The following is a 15,868-nucleotide window of genomic DNA, read 5'->3' on the forward strand; positions in this document are numbered from 1 at the left end:
GCGGCGGCGGGCGTCACCGGATGTTCGAGGGCGGCGAGCTGCGGCTCGTCCTGCTCCACCTCATCAATGAAGAGCCCCGGCATGGTTATGACCTGATCCGGGCCATCGAGGGCTTGAGCCGGGGCGTTTACGTCCCCAGCCCCGGGGTCATCTACCCCACGCTCACCCTGCTCAAGGACATGGGGCTGGTGGGCGAGCCGGACACGACGGACACCCAGCGCAAGCTCTTCGCCATCACGGAGCAGGGCAAGGCGCTGCTCGCGGAGAACGCGAAGGCGGTGGAGGGGCTGCTGCGGCGGCTCGGGGAGGCCGCGGAGCTGCGCGAGCGCACGGACGCGGCTCCGGTCCGGCGCGCGATGCAGAACCTGAAGAGCGTGCTGTTCGACACGCTGTCACCCGGTGCCGACAAGAAGGTCGTGCTCGACGTGGCGGCGTTGATCGACGAGGCCGCGCAGAAGATCGAGAGGCTCCGCTCATGAACACGGACACCCAGGGCCTGCATCAAATCGTTCGCGTGCGCCATGAGCTGAAGCGGCGCAGGTTGGTGGTCAGCGGCGTGGAGTCCGTGACGCCTCGCATGCGGCGCATCCACTTCGCGTCGCCGGACCTGGCGGACTTCATCAGTCCGTCACCGGATGATCACATCAAGCTGTTCTTCCCGCAGGCGGGGGAGCAGGTGATGCGGGACTTCACGCCGCGGGCCTACGACAACAGTGGCAAGACGCTGACCATCGACTTTGCCCTGCACGGCACCGGGCCCGCGACGGAATGGGCCGCCGGGGCGCAGGTCGGCTCCACGCTGGAGATCGGCGGACCGAAGGGCTCGCAGGTCGTGCCTGACGACTTCGACTGGTACCTCCTGGTCGGTGACGAGAGCGCACTGCCTGCGCTCGGGCGCCGGGTCGAGTTGCTGCGTCCGGGCGTGCCCGTGACGACCATGGCGGTCGTGGCGAACGAGGCCGAGAAGCAGACCTTCGTCACGAAGGCTTCATGGCAGCCGACCTGGATTGTTCGCGGAGAACCGGGACCGGGTGACGGTGACTTGCTGCGGCGCGCGCTCGAAGGATTCACGCCTCCGGCCGGGGACGGCTTCGTGTGGATCGCGGGCGAGGCGGAGTGGGTGCGCGAGCTGCGGACCTACGTCATCGAGGAGCGCAAGCACCCGGCGGAATGGGTCAAGGCTGCGTCCTACTGGCACCGCGACGGAGATGCCGGACACGAAGGCCCCGGGCCTCGTCATTGAGGACGCGGGAGGACGCCCTCTCTTGATGGATGCCGCGTCTGGGGGCCGGGGCTCCACGAAGACGCGCTCGCGAGGCGCAGCCGCGGACCGCGACGGGCTGCTTGAGCGGACACGGCAACGTGGGGCCATGGGCAGGGGCGTCCGCCGGGCGCGGCTCCGGGCAACTGGTCCGACAGTCGGACCAGCTGGCGGGCTTCGCCTCCGGAGGGGAGGGGCGCCGGAGCTCCGTCCTCCCGTCACAGGTCCAGGATGAGGCTCAGTTCCTCCTCCGCGGCCTCGTCCCTCTGCTCGGTGGCGTCCTGGTCATCCACGTCGTCCCCGTACAGCGACCAGCCGGCGAGTACCGCCGGGCCCAGGCACGTCATCTGCCGGGGCGTGGCTCCGACACCGTCGGCGTCCTGGTCGCGGTAGAGGTAGGTCCACCGGTAGCGGTCCGTGTCCGCGTCGTCGCAGTCGTTGCCCACGGCCTTGGCGAAATAGGGCGCGGGCAACGCCGTCCCCGTGCAGAAGGTCCGGGCGGGGATGGGCGCGGTGAAGCCGTCCCCGTCGTGGTCCGCGTGGGCGGCCGACAGGTCCTGCCAGCGGGTCGCGTCCTGCGCGTCGCAGTCCGTGCCCGTGGCGGACCAGGGGTTGGGAACCTGGCCGTTGGTGCACAGGAGCGTCGACGCTCCCGCTCCCACGCCGTCCCCGTCCGTGTCCGCCCAGGCCGTCACGTTCCGGTACACGGTGGCGCTCGTGTCGTCGCAGTCCTCGCCCGACAGCGGCTGGGTGGCGTAGCCCGTGGGCAGAGCGGAGCCCGCGCACAGCTCGCCGGTCTGGGCCACGGTGTACGTGTCTCCGTCGGCATCGCGGCGGGTGAAGCCCAGCATCCGCCACGTGGTGGCGTCCTGTGGCGCGCAGTCCGTGGCCTGCGGGGAGTAGCCCGTGGGCACGGCCGCCGTGCCGCAGATGGAGGTCGCCGCGCCGGAACCCACGCCGTCACCATCCGCGTCCGTGTGGACGCTCCAGGCGCGGAACAGCGCCCTGTTCCCGTCATCGCAGTCTTCGTTCCGCACCTCCTGGGAGTAGCCCTGGGGCAGCCAGAAGCCACTGCAGACCTCGCCCGTCGCCGGGGAGAGGCGGCCGTCACCGTCCCCATCCCGTGAGGCATAGGTCCGCGGCCGCCAGCGGGTGCCGTCACCCGGCGCGCAGTCCCCGCCCCGGAAGGTCTCTCCTGGCGAGGCTTCTTCCGGGCCCACGCAGCGGAGCACCGGCGCTCCATCGCCGTAGCCGTCCCCATCCGGATCCCACCAGCGCTCGACCCGGACCGTGCGACTCGCGTTGCGGTCATCGCAGTCCTCCTGGCCGGACACGGTGTCGTAGCCCTTGGGCAGTTGCTCGCCCGAGCACACGGTGCCCTCCATCGCCACCGCGAAGCCGTCCCCGTCCTGGTCCCGGTGCATGAAGGGCAGCTGTTGCCAGAGGCGGGTGTCTCCGGGCGCGCAGTCGCCCGCGGTGCGGACGTATCCCTGGGGAGGGGTGCGCCCCTGGCCCGGGCACCACATGATGGCCGTCCCCGCTCCCACGCCGTCCCCATCCGTGTCCGCCCAGGCCTGGGCTGGCCCCGACACCGTCGCGTCCTCGTCATCGCAGTCCGGTGTCCCCGGCTGCTCCCGGTAGCCCGTCAGTGTGGCCCCCACGCAGCCCGTCACCGGCCCGGCGCCCGTGGCCCCATCGCCGTCCACGTCCTGGTACAGGCCCGACATGGAGCGCCAGCGGCTGGCGTCCCCGGGCGCGCAGTCGCCCGCCGTCTGGGCCCAGCCCTTCGTTGCGTCGCCCACGCAGGTGACCCGTCGGCCCTGCTCGCCGTGGCCGTCCCCGTCCGTGTCCACGTAGCCCGCGACGGACCGCCACCGGGCGGGGTTCGCGTCATCGCAGTCCAGCCCCGCCGGATGGCCATCGCCGTCCAGGTCCCGGGAGTCCACGCCGCCACCGCAGCCCAACTGGAGCCCCAGGGCGAGCCACACCCATGCCCGCATCATTCGCACCCGCGTGTTCATGGAAAGGGGGCCGGGGCTACTGCCGGGTCAGCGTGCAGGTCGGGAAGTTGGCGTGGACGTCGGTGCTCAACGTCAGCAGGTAGCGCCCGGGCCGGGTCAGGGAGAGCAGCGCCAGCCGGTCACACCGCGACGCCTCCACGGAGTCGGTCGCGCTGGCCATGCCGCTGTAGACCCAGAAGCGGAAGGTGCGCGGGGTGCTCTCCCCCTGCAGGGTGCCGGTGACGTCGATCGTGGTGATGGCCACGGAGTAGGCATCCACCGTCGCGAAGACATAGGCCATGCCCGGAACGGGCTCCTCCGGCGCGGCTCCCGCGGTGCTCGGGGCAAGGGACAGGGCGGCCAGGAGGGCAAGTGCGCGGAGCGACGACATGGGGCGTTCCTTGGGAGGTCGGGGCCGCGAGGGGAACGCGGCGTCGAGCCCTATACGGAGGCTCCCGGATTCCTTGGCGGATTCCCGCCGGGCTTGTCATGCCCCAGGGGGTGCAATACGCCTGACCCATGTCCACCGCCGCGCTGCCCGCCGACTTCCTCCGCGCCATCGCCGAGTCCTTCCCCGCCGACTTCCTCACCCGGGAGCCCGCGGAGCTCCAGGAATACGGCCGCGACTGGACGCGCGTGTACGCCCCCGCGCCGGGTGCGGTGGTATTCCCGCGCACCACGGACGAGGTCGCCCGCTTCGTCGCGCTCTGCCACCAGCACCGCGTCGCGGTGGTGCCCTCCGGCGGCCGCACGGGCCTGGCGGGCGGGGCGGTGGCCATGCACGGTGAGGTGGTGCTGTCGCTCAAGCGGATGACCCGCATGGAGTCCGTGGACCTGCTGGGCAACACGGTGCGCGTGCAGGCTGGCGCGGTCACGGAGGCCGTGCACCAGCACTGCGCGCCGCACGGGCTCACCTGGCCGGTGGACTTCGCCTCCAAGGGCAGCAGCACGGTGGGGGGCAACATCGCCACCAACGCGGGCGGCGTGAAGGTCATCCGCTACGGCCTCACCCGGCAGTGGGTGCTGGGGCTCCAGGTGGTGACGGCGCAGGGGCAGGTGCTGGAGCTCAACGGCGCGCTGGAGAAGAACAACACCGGCGCGGACCTGCGCCAGCTCTTCATCGGCAGTGAGGGCACGCTGGGCATCATCACGGAGGCCACGCTCAAGCTGACGCGGCTGCCGGGCAAGCAGGACGTCTTCCTCTTCGCGGTGCCGGACGTGGCCGCCGTGCTGCGGCTGTTCCGCGACGCGCGCCATGCGCCATTGGTGCTGTCCGCCTACGAGTTCTTCACCGACAAGTGCCTGGCCCGCGTGCAGCGCCACCGCAAGCTGCGCTCGCCCTTCGAGGCCTCCAGCGGCTGCTACGTCCTCCTGGAGTCGGAAGGCGGCGACCCGGCGGCGGTGGAGGCGTGGCTCGGCTCGCTCTTCGAGCGCGGGCTGGTCACCGACGGCACCCAGGCGCAGGGGGCCGCGCAGGCGCAGGAATTGTGGTCGCTGCGCGAGTCCATCAGCGAGAGCCTCTCCGCCACGGGCGTCCTGCACAAGAACGACATCTCATTGCCGGTGGCGAACCTGGAGGCGTTCTGCTCGGAGCTGGATGCCGTGTTCGCCAGCCGCTACCCGGGCTGGGAGATCTGCCTCTTCGGCCACATTGGCGACGGCAACCTGCACGTCAACGTGATGAAGCCGGACGCGGTGGAGAAGGCGGACTTCTTCGCCCACGCGAAGCAGTCCGACCACGCCATGTTCGACCTCGTGCGCAAGCACGGCGGCAGCATCTCCGCCGAGCACGGCATCGGCCTGCTCAAGAAGGACTACCTGGACTACACGCGCGCGCCCGGGGAGATGGAGCTGCTGCGCACGCTCAAGCGCGCCCTGGACCCCGCGGGCATCCTCAACCCGGGAAAGATTCTGGACGCCTGAGCGGGCCCGGCAACGACAGACACTGTCGGCGGTCCGGAGCGGCTTCGCACGGCGGTCCCCGCTAGCTTCGGTCCGGTGAAGCACGGAGCCGGAAGGCGGGGGACGACATGAAGGTCTTCAAGTGGCTGGCGCGGGTGGTGGCGTGGGCGGTGTTGCCCCTGCTGCTGTTGATGGGCGTGGAGGCGCTGTCAGGGGACAGCGGATCCGGACTGCTCGGCTGGGGGATGGTGTTCCTGGGCATCCCCATCGGCGTCCTGTACCTGCTCACCGGGCTCTTCCCCACGTACGCGGTGAACTGGGACCCGGTGGGGGCGCCCCTGTTCTGGGCCCTGGGGTTCCTTGTCCAGGGACTGCTCCTGGAGCGCGCCGCGTGGGGACTGGCCCGGGCCATCCGCGCCTGGGCCGAACGCCTCAGGACACGATGCGTGTCTTGATGTCCGTCTCCAGCCCGGCGATGGCCTCACACACCTGGCGGGACACGTCCTGGTCCAGGTCCATCACCAGGTAGCCCACGTTGGCGTCCGTGCTCAGCACCTGCGCGTGGATGTTGGCGTTGAGGTCGGACACGATGCGGTTGATGTCGCGGAGCACGCCCGGCGTGTTGCGGTGCACGTTGATGATGCGGTGGGTGCCCGGGTTGATGGGCGCCTCCACGTTGGGGAAGTTCACCGCGCCCGTCGTCGCGCCGCCCTTCACGAACTTCAGCAGCGACGTGGCCACCTCCTTGCCAATGGACGCCTGCGCCTCCTCCGTGGAGCCGCCGATGTGCGGCGTGAGCACCACGTTGGGAATCCCCTGCAGCTGCGTCACGAAGCCGTCCGAGTTGCCCTCCGGCTCCTCCGGGTACACGTCCACCGCCGCGCCGCCCAGGTGATTGGAGCGCAGGGCCTGCGCCAGCGCCGGGATGTCCACCACCGTGCCTCGGCTGGCGTTGATGAGGCACGCGCCCGGCTTCATCGCCGCCAGCTGCTCCGCGCCGATCATCAGGTGCGTGGACGCCAGCGCCGGCACGTGCAGCGTCACGAAGTCGGACTCCGCCAGGAGCCCGTTCAGCGTGGCCACCGACCGCGAGTTGCCCAGGGGCAGCTTCGTCATCACGTCGTAGTAGAGGACGCGCATGCCCAGCGCCTCCGCCAGCACGCCCAGCTGCGAGCCGATGTGCCCGTAGCCGATGATGCCCAGCGTCTTGCCGCGCACCTCGTGGCTGCCCGTGGCCACCTTGCGCCACTGGCCCGCGTGCACCTCGCGGCTGCGGTCGAAGAGCTGGCGCGTCAGCACCACCACCTCCGCCAGCACCATCTCCGCCACGCTGCGCGTGTTGCTGAACGGCGCGTTGAACACCGGCACGCCGTGCACGCTGGAGGCGAGCAGGTCCACCTGGTTGGTGCCGATGCAGAAGGCACCAATCGCCAGCAGGTCGTCCGCGTACTTCAGCGCCTCCTCCGGCACCGTCGTCTTGCTGCGGATGCCCAACAGGTGCACGCCCCTGAGCCGCTCCGCCAGGTCCTCCGGCTTGAGCGCCGCGGACAGCCGCTCCACCTCGAAGCCCTCCAGCTTCAGCATCTCCTGGGCCGAGGCGTGGATGTTCTCCAGCAGCAGGACTCGCAGCGGACCCTCGGTGCTCACGGGGCGGCGGGGCGACGGCGGGAAGCGGGGTGTGCTCATGGCGCCTTGCGTTAGACCTCGCCCTCCATGGTGTCAAGCCTCGGGTGGGGAGGGAAGCACCTGGGGAGGAGGGAGCTGAAGGCCAAAAGACACCGGGCCCGCCACTCCCCACCATGTGGTGGGAAGGGACGGGCCCGGAAGGACAGCAGGGAGGCAGGAGGCTACTGGACGGTCCAGGCCACCGTGCCGCTGCACGCGGTGTTGTCGAAGCAGCCCACGCGGATGGTGTACGTGCCGCCCGCGCCCGAGGGCGCGGTGTAGGCCGCGCGGGACAGCGGGCCGCACGCGTCGTCGTTGAACGTCACCTGCTGGCCCGCGGCGTTGAACAGGCGCACCACCGTGTCACCCGTGCCGGACGCGCCCGCCACGCCGCAGCTGCCGAAGGACAGCGACTGGCCGGCCTGGAGCGTCACGTCGCCGTTCGCCGTGCCCGTGGTGGCGTTGGCGGTGTTGCTCACGTTGAAGGTGAAGGAGCCCTGGGTGGCCGCGCTGCCCTGGGCAATCTCCCAGGCCACCGTGCCGGCGCAGGCGCCGTTCTGGTAGCAGCCCGCGCGGACTTCATAGGTGCCCGCGACGGTGGCCGTGTAGGTGATCTTCGAACCGTAGCCGCTGGCGCAGCCGTCGTCGTTGGAGGCGACCTCCGTGCCGGACGGGCCGCGCAGGCGCAGGAAGGAGTCACCGCTGGTGAGCGCCGCGCTGGTGACGCCGCAGGTGCCCACGGTGAGCTTCTGGCCGGCCGCGAGCGTCACCTTGCCGTTGACGGTGGCGCGCGTGGCGCTGGCGGTGTTGGTCGTGGTGAAGTCGTACTTCGTCGCCGGGGGCGGCGTGGTGTTGCACAGCCGCTGGCTGGTGTTGGCCGCGCAGAACGCCGTGATGGCCTGGTTCACGTAGGTGATCTCCTCACCGCCGCAGCCCGTCTCCGTGCAGACGTTGACCTCGTAGCAGTCCTGGCCCGAGCGCTCCACGTAGTCCTCGTCGCCGCGCACCAGGATGCCCGCCACCGTGTGGGTGGCCGTCTCGTACACGCCAGAGCCGGAGTTGCCCCCGAAGGTGTCCGTGGTGGCGACGAAGAAGTCCTTGGGGCCGGAGTTGTTCTCGCGGACGGAGCCGCCCGAGTCGATCTTGAACGGGATGCCGCTGCCGCTGCCGATGACGGCCACGTTCTGGCCCACCGTCATCGCGGTGTTGCCCGGACGCACCGGGGCAGGGACGAAGCGCCCCGCCGCCGAGCGGTCCATCCGGAGGATGGCGTAGTCGACGCTGGACGTCGTCTCCCTCCGCACCACGATGCTCTTGCAGGAGAAGACGTCCGCGCTGGTGATGGTCTCCAGCGTGTTCGCGTCCGTCTTGTAGAACTTGAAGACGAAGCGCGTGTTGGCGCATGCCGTCGCGTTCCTCACGCAGTGGCCCGCGGTCAGCACCAGGTCATCGTCGATGAGCGTGCCGGAGCAGAAGGCAGGGTTCGGGTCGTCGAGGAAGCGCTGGTCCGAACAGAGGCTCCCCCATTCGCCCAGCGTCAGCGGGTCCACCTGGACGTCGTTCGGATCCGACATGTCGAGGAGGTCCGGCGTCACCAGCGCCACCGTGGCCTGCCGCGCCCGGTCCCGCAGGGTCGCGTCGGGGTGCGCGTAGACGTCCTGGCGGTTGTCCGTGCCGTAGACGACCGGCGAGCTCGACTCGTTCAGCGCGGGCTGCTCGGGCGCGCCCGATTCAGGGGCCGGCCCACAGGCCAGGGCGGTGAGGGTGCAGAACAGGGTACCGAGCAGCTTCGCTCGGGAGGCGGGGGCGGACACGGACATGCGGGGCGACTCCTGACGGGTACTGCGACAGACACAGCGAAGAAAGGGGGTGTCACTGGAAGACGTAGACGGACCCCGGCGGTCGCAAGGAAGGACCGGGGGTGGGGGACGTCGGGGGTGCTGCTTCTCAGTCCGCGTCGGGCGCTTCGAGCCAGGCCAGCGCTTCCGCGCGCGTTTCGAAGGTCTTCGCCGGGATGGTGAGGCCGGCGTTCTTGGTCATGCGCCACGCCTGCAGGCCGCTGCCGGGGTCGCTCACCACGCGCGCGGAGCGCTTCATGCCGCGCTGCTGGGCGTAGGCGTTCAGCCGCGCCATCTCGCCCACCACCGTGGAGGGCATCACCCGCAGCTTGGACTGGTCCACCAGCGCGGACCACTCCGTGCCCCCGCGGGCGGCGATGTCCTTCTTCAATTGCTCGACGTACTCGGTCACGTCCTTCGGCGTCACTTCCGAGGGATAGATGATCTCGATGATGTCGTGGGGCAGGTGGGCGATTTCAATCTTCATGCGCGGCTTGCGGCTCTCTTCCAGGCGGGGCGCGCCATCCTAACCGCAGTGCCTGTCGGCGCATACCGCGCCCCCGCATTCCCTCCCCCCGGCGAAGGGGATGTCAGGCCTTGCGGGTAGAACCGTGCCCGCCCAGTCCCACCGGACCCGGTGCGTCACGCCACGTGCGCCCGGTGTGGGCCGGGTGGTGCGCGGCGGCCCGGCTGGCCGGTTGGAGCAGGGCCTGACGAAGGGCGGAGGCGCGGGAAGTGGATGGCCTTCGCTCCCGGGTTGTCAGGAAGATGCCTATGCGCCAGCCCATCCTGTCGGTCCACGGCGCGTCTCCGCCGGTCGCGCCTGAAACCAACCACCTCGTCCTGGTGAACGCCCCCAGGGAGGAAGCGTCCCCATCAGAGGAAGCGTTCACGGAGGCGCGGGAGTGGTTGGACACCCTGCACACCCGGATGATGCAGGGTCCGGACGAAACGCTGCATGCCGGCATGATGGCCCTGCACGGGGGGCTCATCGAGCGGCGGCGGCAGTGGGCTCCGGAGCTGTGGAAGCGCTTCTGCCAGGAGCTGGCGCGCAAGCACCCGATGCGCCCCTTCCTGCACCAGTGCCCCTTCACCCGGCACGCCTTCGAGCGGCCGCGCGGCTACGCGGGTGACGCGGCCCTCATCGACTATCTCTACATGGACCACGCGGCGGACGAGCTGCACGCGGGCCGCGAAATCTACCGGTACATGCACGGGCAGCCCTCCGCGCGCAGCGTGCGCGAGCGCCGGGAACTGCTCGCGCGGATGATGGATGAGACGGCCGAGCGGCGGCCCGATGGGCGCGTCCTGTCGGTGGCGTGCGGGCACCTGCGGGAGGCGGAGTCGTCACGCGCGGTGGCGGAGCGCCGGCTCCAGGACCTCATCGCGTTCGACCAGGACCCGGTGAGCCTGGCGGAAATCTCCCGCCTGCATCCGGATGGCATCGTGCGGCCGGTGTGCGGCTCGGTCCGCTCGCTGCTCGCGGGCAAGGCGACGTTCACGGACCTGGACTTCGCCTACTCCGCCGGGCTGTACGACTACCTGTCGGACTCCGTGGCCGCCCGGCTGACGGCGCTCCTCTTCCACATGCTGCGCCCGGGCGGGCGCCTGCTGGTGGCCAACTTCGCGGTGCACCCGCCGGAGACGGGCTACATGGAGGCCTTCATGGACTGGTGGCTCACCTACCGGGACGAGGACGGCATGCGCAGCCTCCTGTCGGAGACGCCGCTGGAGCAGGTGGCGAACGTGCGGCTGTTCCGCGACTCGCAGGACAACGTCATCTACCTGGAAGTGACGCGCCGGTAGTCAGTGCACGGGCGAGCCGGAGCGGGGCAGGGTCACCGTGAAGGTGGAGCCCTGCTCCGGGGCGCTGGTGACGTCGATGCTGCCGCCCAGCGCCTGGACGATTTCACGGACAATCCACAGCCCCAGGCCGAAGCCGCCGTAGTGGCGCACGGAGACGGCCCGCTCGAAGCGCTCGAAGATGCGCGCCCGGTCCTCCTCCGCGATGCCGATGCCATGGTCGCGCACCTCCAGCCGCACGCGCGTCGCGTCCCCGTCCAGCGTCACCTCCACGGGCTTGCCTGCCCCGTACTTCATCGCGTTGGTCAGCAGGTTGCCCACCACCTGCTCCAGCCGGAGCGCGTCCCAGTGGCCCACGAGGCGCGGCTCGCTGGCGTGGAAGCGCACCTCGCACTCGGCGCGCACCAGGGCCTCGCGGCTGCGCTCCAGCTGGCCGCGCACCAGCGTCACCAGGTCCACGTCCTCGCGCTTGATGTGCAGCTGGCCCTGCGCGATGCGGGAGATGTCCAGCAGGTCGTTGACCAGCTTCCCCAGCCGCTGCGTCTGCGCGTAGGCCGACTCCAGCTTCGCGGTCAGCTTCTCCGGCGGCATGGGCGCGCCCTTCGCCTTGGCCTGGAGCCCCTGGATGTGGAGTTGCAGTGACGTGAGCGGCGTCTTCAGCTCGTGCGCGGCGATGGAGAGGAAGTCGTCGCGCCGGCGCACGGCCTCCTGCTCTTCGCGGTACAGGCGGCCCTGCTCCTCGGAGAGGGCGGCGACGCGCTCGAAGTTCTCCGCGTTCTCCAGCGCCGCGCTCGCGAGCACCGCCACGAAGGACGCCAGGCGCTCCTCGTCCTCGCCGAACAGCGAGCCCACCTTGCGGTGGCTGGCCACCACGCACGCCACCGTCTTGCCGCGCACCTGGAGCGGCGCGCACAAGAGCGAACGCACGCCGAGCAGCTCCATGCTCTCGCTGATGCCGCCGGGCAGCCCCTGGCCCAGCACGGTGATGCGGCCCGTCTCCAGCGCCCGGGCGAGCGCCGTGCGGCTGAGGCCCTGGTTCTTCGCGTCCTCCTCCGACACCACCGCGCGGGGGTCCACCACGGCGCAGCGCTCGGCACGCAAGAGCTCCTGCATGGACTGGCGGGCCGTTTCGAAGACGGCGTCGCGCGCCAGGGCGGAGGCGAGCCTGCGCCCCACCTCCAGCACGCGCGGGAAGCGGTCCACCAGCGACAGCGTCTCCACGCCGGTGCCGTGCTCCGCCTCCTTGTGCAGGCCGTCCTCCATGGCCTCCAGCTCGCGCGCCGCGGTCTCCAGGTCGCGCGCGGCGCCGGGCCAGCCCTGCACGCGTCCCACCTCGCCGCGGGCCTGGAGCGTCAGCGCGCGCTCCTGGCGCATCTCCAGCTCCTCCGCCACGCGCAGGGCTTCGTCCAGGTGCTTGCGAGAGCGCGCGGGGCGGCCGCGCAGCGCGCACATCAGGCCGCGCTCGCGCAGCGCGTGGGGCAGGTTGTTGCGGTAGGTGCGCGCGACGGCGTGCGCGCGCTTCGCCACGCTGTCCGCCTCCGCGAGCAGCCGGTCGCGCTGCTTCGGGTTCAGGGGGCTGGCCTGCTGCGCCAGGCGCCTGCGCGCGGTGGCGAGCCACGGGGTGATGGGGGCCACGTACTCCTGACGCAGGTGCGCGTCCTCCACCACGCGCTCGGCGCGCTCCAGCACCTCCGCGGCGCGCGCGGGTTCGTTCTCACGCAACAGGCGCAGGCCTTCCGCCTGGAGCACGCCCGCGAAGGACTGCGGGTCGGTGGCGGTGGGCGCCGCCAGCTCCGTCTCCAGCAGCGCCGCGGGGATGCGGCCCCCGGTGGACTTGGCCCACGCCTCCAGGCCCAGCCGCAGCGAGTACCGGTCCCCCAGCGCGAGCGCCGCCGCATGCAGCTTCTGGCTCACCGCCGCGGCTTCCTTCAGGCGGCCCAGGCGGTAGAGCGACATGGCGATCTGGAAGGTGGCGTTGTTCACCTCCCACGGGTCGCCGGTGCGCTCCAGCAGGCGCACCGCCTCGCGGCACTTCTCGATGCACTCCTTGAAGCGCGACGAGGCGTAGAGCGCCAGGCCGTAGAAGTGCAGCGACTGGCCCTGGCCCCACACGTCGCCCAGCTGCTGGCGCAGGGCCAGCGACTTCTCCGCGTAGGCATACGCGCGCTGGAACCAGGGCAGGGTGGTGAGCGCGGGCGAGTGCGCGGAGTACGCCTGCGCCAGCTCCGGCGTGGGCGGGTAGCGCTCCGCCAGGTTCATGTCGCGCAGGTGCGCCCACAGCACGGCGGCGCGGCCCCGCTGGTACCAGTAGCCGTACGCGAGCCGGCTGTAGAGGTTGACCGCGAGCAGGTCCTCCTCGCCCTTCGCCAGGGACTTGCGGCCCAGCCACAGGCGCGGCGCCACGGTGTGCGCGGCCTGCGTCAGGATTTCCCACGCGGCGCTGGCGCCGGTGGTCAGCGTGCCGGGCGGCACCCAGCGGCCCAGCAGCTTCAGGCCCTGCTCCAGGTAGGCGTTGGCCTGCACCGTCTGGCCGCGCTTGAAGGCGAGCTCGCCCAGGTGGCCCAGCGTGCGGCCCTGCTCCAACCGGTCGTGCGCCAGCGCCTGCGCGGCCTCCAGCTGCTGCTGCGCCTCGTCGTAGCGGCCACGCATCATCAGCGCGGTGCCCAGCCCGGACGCGATGCGGTAGCGGGTGTGCGCGTCCGCGCCCCCCGCGCCGCGCTCGGCGATGCGGTAGTTCACCTCCGCGGTGTCCAGCGAGAAGCGCTGGCGCGCCTGCTCCGCGGCCACCAGCGCGTAGGGCAGGGCCTGCGCGCTCTCACCCGCAGCGTCGAAGTGGTAGGCCAGCTCGAACGGATCATTGGGCACGGACTGCTGGGCGGCCCTCGCGGCCAGCCGGTGCAGCTCCCGGCGCTCCTCCGGGGACAGCAGGTCCAGCAGCACCTCGCGCAGCTTGTCGTGCACGAAGGTGGAGCGCGTGCCCTCGGTCCACAGCATGTGCCGGCGGCGCGGCGGCTCCAGCGCGGTGGTGACGGCCTCCAGCGGTGTGCCGGACAGGGCCGCCACCGCCTTCGCGTCGAAGGACTTGCCCAGCACTGCGCCCACGCTGAGCACGTGCAGGGACTCCGGCGGCAACAGTCGCAGGCGCCGCACCAGGAACGTGGCCGCCTGCCGCGACGAGCGCGCGTGCGCCATCGCCTCCGGCTGCACCAGCCAGCCCTCCGGACCGGGCATGAGGACGCCGTCCTCCACCAGGCCGTGCAGCACCGCGGAGGCCATGAACGGATTGCCCTCCGCCAGCCGCGTCACCAGCTCCACGGCCTCCGGCGGCAGCACGCCCGCCATGGACTCCGCCAGCAGCGCCACCTCCGCCGCGCCGAAGGCGGACAGCTTGAGGTGCGCGCCCGGCGTCAGCCGCCGCAGCACGTGGCCCGCGTGGATGTCCTCACTGCGGAAGGACACGGTGAGCAGCAGCCGCCCCTCTCCGGCGCGGCGGCCCTGGCACCACGCCTCCAGCGCGCGCAGCGTGAGCGTGTCCGCCCACTGGCAATCCTCCAGCACCACCAGCGCGGGCGCGTCCGGCGTGCCCAGCGCGCTCAAGAGCGCCGTGAGGCTCCAGACGCTGCGGCTCTCGCTGAGGGACTCCGGCCCCAGGCCCTGGGACTGGGGCGCCTGCGCGCCCGGGAAGAACACCTCCTTGAGCGTGGGCAGCACCGTGCACAGGCCAGCCTCCTGGCCCGCGAGCCTGTCGCGCAGCAGCGCACCCAGCGCGGGCTGCTCACGCACCTGGGCGGCGATGCCCTCCGCCACGCCCGCGAAGAGCTGGAAGGGACGTTGCGCGGCCTGGTCCTGCGCCTGGCCATGCAGCACCCACGCGCGCTGACCCACGGCCCGCGCGGAGAACTCCTCCAACAGCCGGCTCTTGCCGCCGCCGGACTCGCCCTCCACCACCACGGCGCGTGAGCCGTCCTCGCGCGCGTGCTCCAGCTCGCGCTCCAGCGTCGTCAGCTCCTCGCGGCGGCCCACGAAGGACGGCTCGGTGAGGCTCTGGCGGTGGTCGTACGCGCCGGTGACGAGCGCGGGCTCCGCCTCTCCGCGGGAGAGCGCGGCCTCCAGCGCGTTCAAGTCCGCGAGCGCGGCGTCCGCGGACTGGTAGCGGTCACGCGGATCCGTCTGGCTCAGGCGGGAGATGAGCTCCTCCATCGCCAGCGGTACCTCCACGCCCACGGGCCTCAGGCGCGGGTGCGCGGTGAGGTGCAGGCGAAGCACCTCGCCCACCGTCGCGCCCTCCAGCGCGGGGCGGCCCGATAGCGCCTCGAAGAGCACCAGGCCCACCGCGTACAAATCCGACGGTGCCTCCACCGGCCGGTTGATGAGCCCCGCCTGCTCCGGCGACAGGTAGCGCGCGGTGCCCACGGGCAAATCCCGCAGGGACGGGTCCAACCGCTCGCTGCGCGACAGGCCGAAGTCGGTGAGCCACGCGACGGACATCGGGTAGTCGCGCACCAGGATGTTGGAGGGCTTCACGTCGCGGTGGAGGACGCCTTCCCGGTGCGCCTCCGCGAGCGCCTTCAGCAGGCGCTGGCCCAGCACGATGGCCTCCGGCAGGGACAGGGGGCCGCGCTGCAGGCGCGCCTCCAGCGTCTCGCCTTCCACCCACGGGGTGACGAGGTAGAGCAGGTCCGCGAAGGTGCCCAGTTCGCGCACGGGCACGAGCGCGGGGTTGTGCAGCCGCGACAGCACCTCCGCCTCGTGCTCCAGCCGGTGGCGGGCCGTGGGGACGAAGGCGGACAGGGCGGTGACCTTCACGAGCACGCGCTCGTGCGTGAGCAGGTCCAACCCCTGCCAGGTGGAGATGCCCCGGCCGGCCTTCATCCGCTGGCGCAGCTCGTAGCGGTTGCCCAGCCGCTGGCCCGGGTGTGGCTCCCCAGGGGTGTCGCCGGCCTGTTGGAAGCCTTGCGCCATTCAGTGCCCTCGCGAGCCCCCCGACCCTGTCGCCCCGGCGGCGCGGTCGGCCGGACGTCCCTCTTCCACAAGCTGGGTTGCCACCCCGGTCCCTGCCAGGGGCGAACCGCCCACGCCGTTCGTGCGCTGCTTGGGACTTGAACAGTCGGCACGCTCCCGCTTCCCGCCCCCGTCCCCTGGTGCCCCCTGTCCGTTCGGGGGGCAGGCGGGCCGTCAGGCAGGCGTCGTGGGTTTCCACGAGGCCTTGCGGCCGGTGAACGTCCGCGCTTCGTTCTTCAGCCGACAGCCACGCGAATGCGAGCAGCCAGCAGCGTTGCTGGCGGAAGGGAGGATGCCGCGCCGCGTTCAACAGGCGTGCTTGACTCCCCTGGTGCCCCGGCGGAAAAGCCCGTCGGGTCAGGCGGCCTCCCCCTTCCTCCCCCGCAGGCCGCCGAGGG

General features: G+C 71.6%; 11 protein-coding genes. 5 read left to right on the forward strand and 6 right to left on the reverse strand.

Annotated elements, in window-relative coordinates; genetic code table 11:
- Positions 1–20: 20 nt before the first annotated feature.
- Both D7W81_RS07265 and D7W81_RS07270 read left to right on the forward strand, forming a co-directional pair.
- Complete coding sequence (locus D7W81_RS07265) at positions 21–479, forward strand: PadR family transcriptional regulator (protein WP_120554595.1); 459 nt, start codon at positions 21–23, stop codon at positions 477–479.
- On the forward strand, positions 476–1,243 hold the full coding sequence (locus D7W81_RS07270; RefSeq protein WP_120554596.1) for a siderophore-interacting protein: 768 nt from the start codon (positions 476–478) through the stop codon (positions 1,241–1,243). The genes D7W81_RS07265 and D7W81_RS07270 overlap by 4 nt, the downstream gene beginning before the upstream one ends.
- A 236-nt stretch (positions 1,244–1,479) precedes the next feature.
- Here D7W81_RS07270 and D7W81_RS07275 read toward each other — a convergent pair whose 3' ends face one another.
- Both D7W81_RS07275 and D7W81_RS07280 read right to left on the reverse strand, forming a co-directional pair.
- Positions 1,480–3,264 (reverse strand): hypothetical protein, encoded by a 1,785-nt coding sequence (locus tag D7W81_RS07275; RefSeq protein WP_120554597.1) that lies wholly within the window; start codon positions 3,262–3,264, stop codon positions 1,480–1,482.
- Positions 3,265–3,298: 34 nt separating this feature from the next.
- Complete coding sequence (locus tag D7W81_RS07280; RefSeq protein ID WP_120554598.1) at positions 3,299–3,652, reverse strand: hypothetical protein; 354 nt, start codon at positions 3,650–3,652, stop codon at positions 3,299–3,301.
- A gap of 128 nt (positions 3,653–3,780) precedes the next feature.
- Here D7W81_RS07280 and D7W81_RS07285 point away from each other — a divergent pair, with 128 nt between their 5' ends.
- Both D7W81_RS07285 and D7W81_RS07290 read left to right on the forward strand, forming a co-directional pair.
- Positions 3,781–5,184: an FAD-binding oxidoreductase gene (locus D7W81_RS07285; RefSeq protein WP_120554599.1), complete on the forward strand. Its 1,404-nt coding sequence runs from the start codon at positions 3,781–3,783 to the stop codon at positions 5,182–5,184.
- Positions 5,185–5,291: 107 nt separating this feature from the next.
- Positions 5,292–5,618: a hypothetical protein gene (locus D7W81_RS07290; RefSeq protein WP_120554600.1), complete on the forward strand. Its 327-nt coding sequence runs from the start codon at positions 5,292–5,294 to the stop codon at positions 5,616–5,618.
- Here D7W81_RS07290 and serA read toward each other — a convergent pair.
- The 3 genes from serA to D7W81_RS07305 form a co-directional block, all read right to left on the reverse strand.
- A complete protein-coding gene (gene serA, locus D7W81_RS07295; protein ID WP_120554601.1) occupies positions 5,596–6,849 on the reverse strand; it encodes a phosphoglycerate dehydrogenase in 1,254 nt (417 codons plus the stop codon). The two genes, D7W81_RS07290 and serA, sit on opposite strands and share 23 nt — an antisense overlap.
- A 161-nt stretch (positions 6,850–7,010) precedes the next feature.
- The gene (locus D7W81_RS07300; protein WP_120554602.1) at positions 7,011–8,648 is read right to left on the reverse strand and encodes a trypsin-like peptidase domain-containing protein; all 1,638 of its coding nucleotides are present in this window, start codon (positions 8,646–8,648) and stop codon (positions 7,011–7,013) included.
- Between the two features lie 127 nt (positions 8,649–8,775).
- Positions 8,776–9,153, reverse strand: a complete 378-nt coding sequence (locus tag D7W81_RS07305) for a SpoIIAA family protein (protein WP_120554603.1) — start codon at positions 9,151–9,153, stop codon at positions 8,776–8,778.
- 287 nt (positions 9,154–9,440) lie between these two features.
- Here D7W81_RS07305 and D7W81_RS07310 point away from each other — a divergent pair, with 287 nt between their 5' ends.
- Positions 9,441–10,472, forward strand: coding sequence for a class I SAM-dependent methyltransferase (locus tag D7W81_RS07310; protein ID WP_120554604.1), 1,032 nt, complete (start codon positions 9,441–9,443; stop codon positions 10,470–10,472).
- Here D7W81_RS07310 and D7W81_RS07315 read toward each other — a convergent pair whose 3' ends face one another.
- Positions 10,473–15,431, reverse strand: coding sequence for a GAF domain-containing sensor histidine kinase (locus D7W81_RS07315; protein WP_120554605.1), 4,959 nt, complete (start codon positions 15,429–15,431; stop codon positions 10,473–10,475).
- Positions 15,432–15,868 lie beyond the last annotated feature (437 nt).

The organism is Corallococcus aberystwythensis (assembly GCF_003612165.1).
GTDB lineage: Bacteria > Myxococcota > Myxococcia > Myxococcales > Myxococcaceae > Corallococcus > Corallococcus aberystwythensis.

Excerpts from the sequence above, each read along its gene's own strand:
- D7W81_RS07265 (WP_120554595.1), top strand. The coding sequence starts at position 21 with ATGTTCGAGGGCGGCGAGCTGCGGCTCGTCCTGCTCCACCTCATCAAT.
- D7W81_RS07270 (WP_120554596.1), top strand. The coding sequence starts at position 476 with ATGAACACGGACACCCAGGGCCTGCATCAAATCGTTCGCGTGCGCCAT.
- D7W81_RS07275 (WP_120554597.1), bottom strand. The coding sequence starts at position 3,264 with ATGATGCGGGCATGGGTGTGGCTCGCCCTGGGGCTCCAGTTGGGCTGC.
- D7W81_RS07280 (WP_120554598.1), bottom strand. The coding sequence starts at position 3,652 with ATGTCGTCGCTCCGCGCACTTGCCCTCCTGGCCGCCCTGTCCCTTGCC.
- D7W81_RS07285 (WP_120554599.1), top strand. The coding sequence starts at position 3,781 with ATGTCCACCGCCGCGCTGCCCGCCGACTTCCTCCGCGCCATCGCCGAG.
- D7W81_RS07290 (WP_120554600.1), top strand. The coding sequence starts at position 5,292 with ATGAAGGTCTTCAAGTGGCTGGCGCGGGTGGTGGCGTGGGCGGTGTTG.
- serA (WP_120554601.1), bottom strand. The coding sequence starts at position 6,849 with ATGAGCACACCCCGCTTCCCGCCGTCGCCCCGCCGCCCCGTGAGCACC.
- D7W81_RS07300 (WP_120554602.1), bottom strand. The coding sequence starts at position 8,648 with ATGTCCGTGTCCGCCCCCGCCTCCCGAGCGAAGCTGCTCGGTACCCTG.
- D7W81_RS07305 (WP_120554603.1), bottom strand. The coding sequence starts at position 9,153 with ATGAAGATTGAAATCGCCCACCTGCCCCACGACATCATCGAGATCATC.
- D7W81_RS07310 (WP_120554604.1), top strand. The coding sequence starts at position 9,441 with ATGCGCCAGCCCATCCTGTCGGTCCACGGCGCGTCTCCGCCGGTCGCG.
- D7W81_RS07315 (WP_120554605.1), bottom strand. The coding sequence starts at position 15,431 with ATGGCGCAAGGCTTCCAACAGGCCGGCGACACCCCTGGGGAGCCACAC.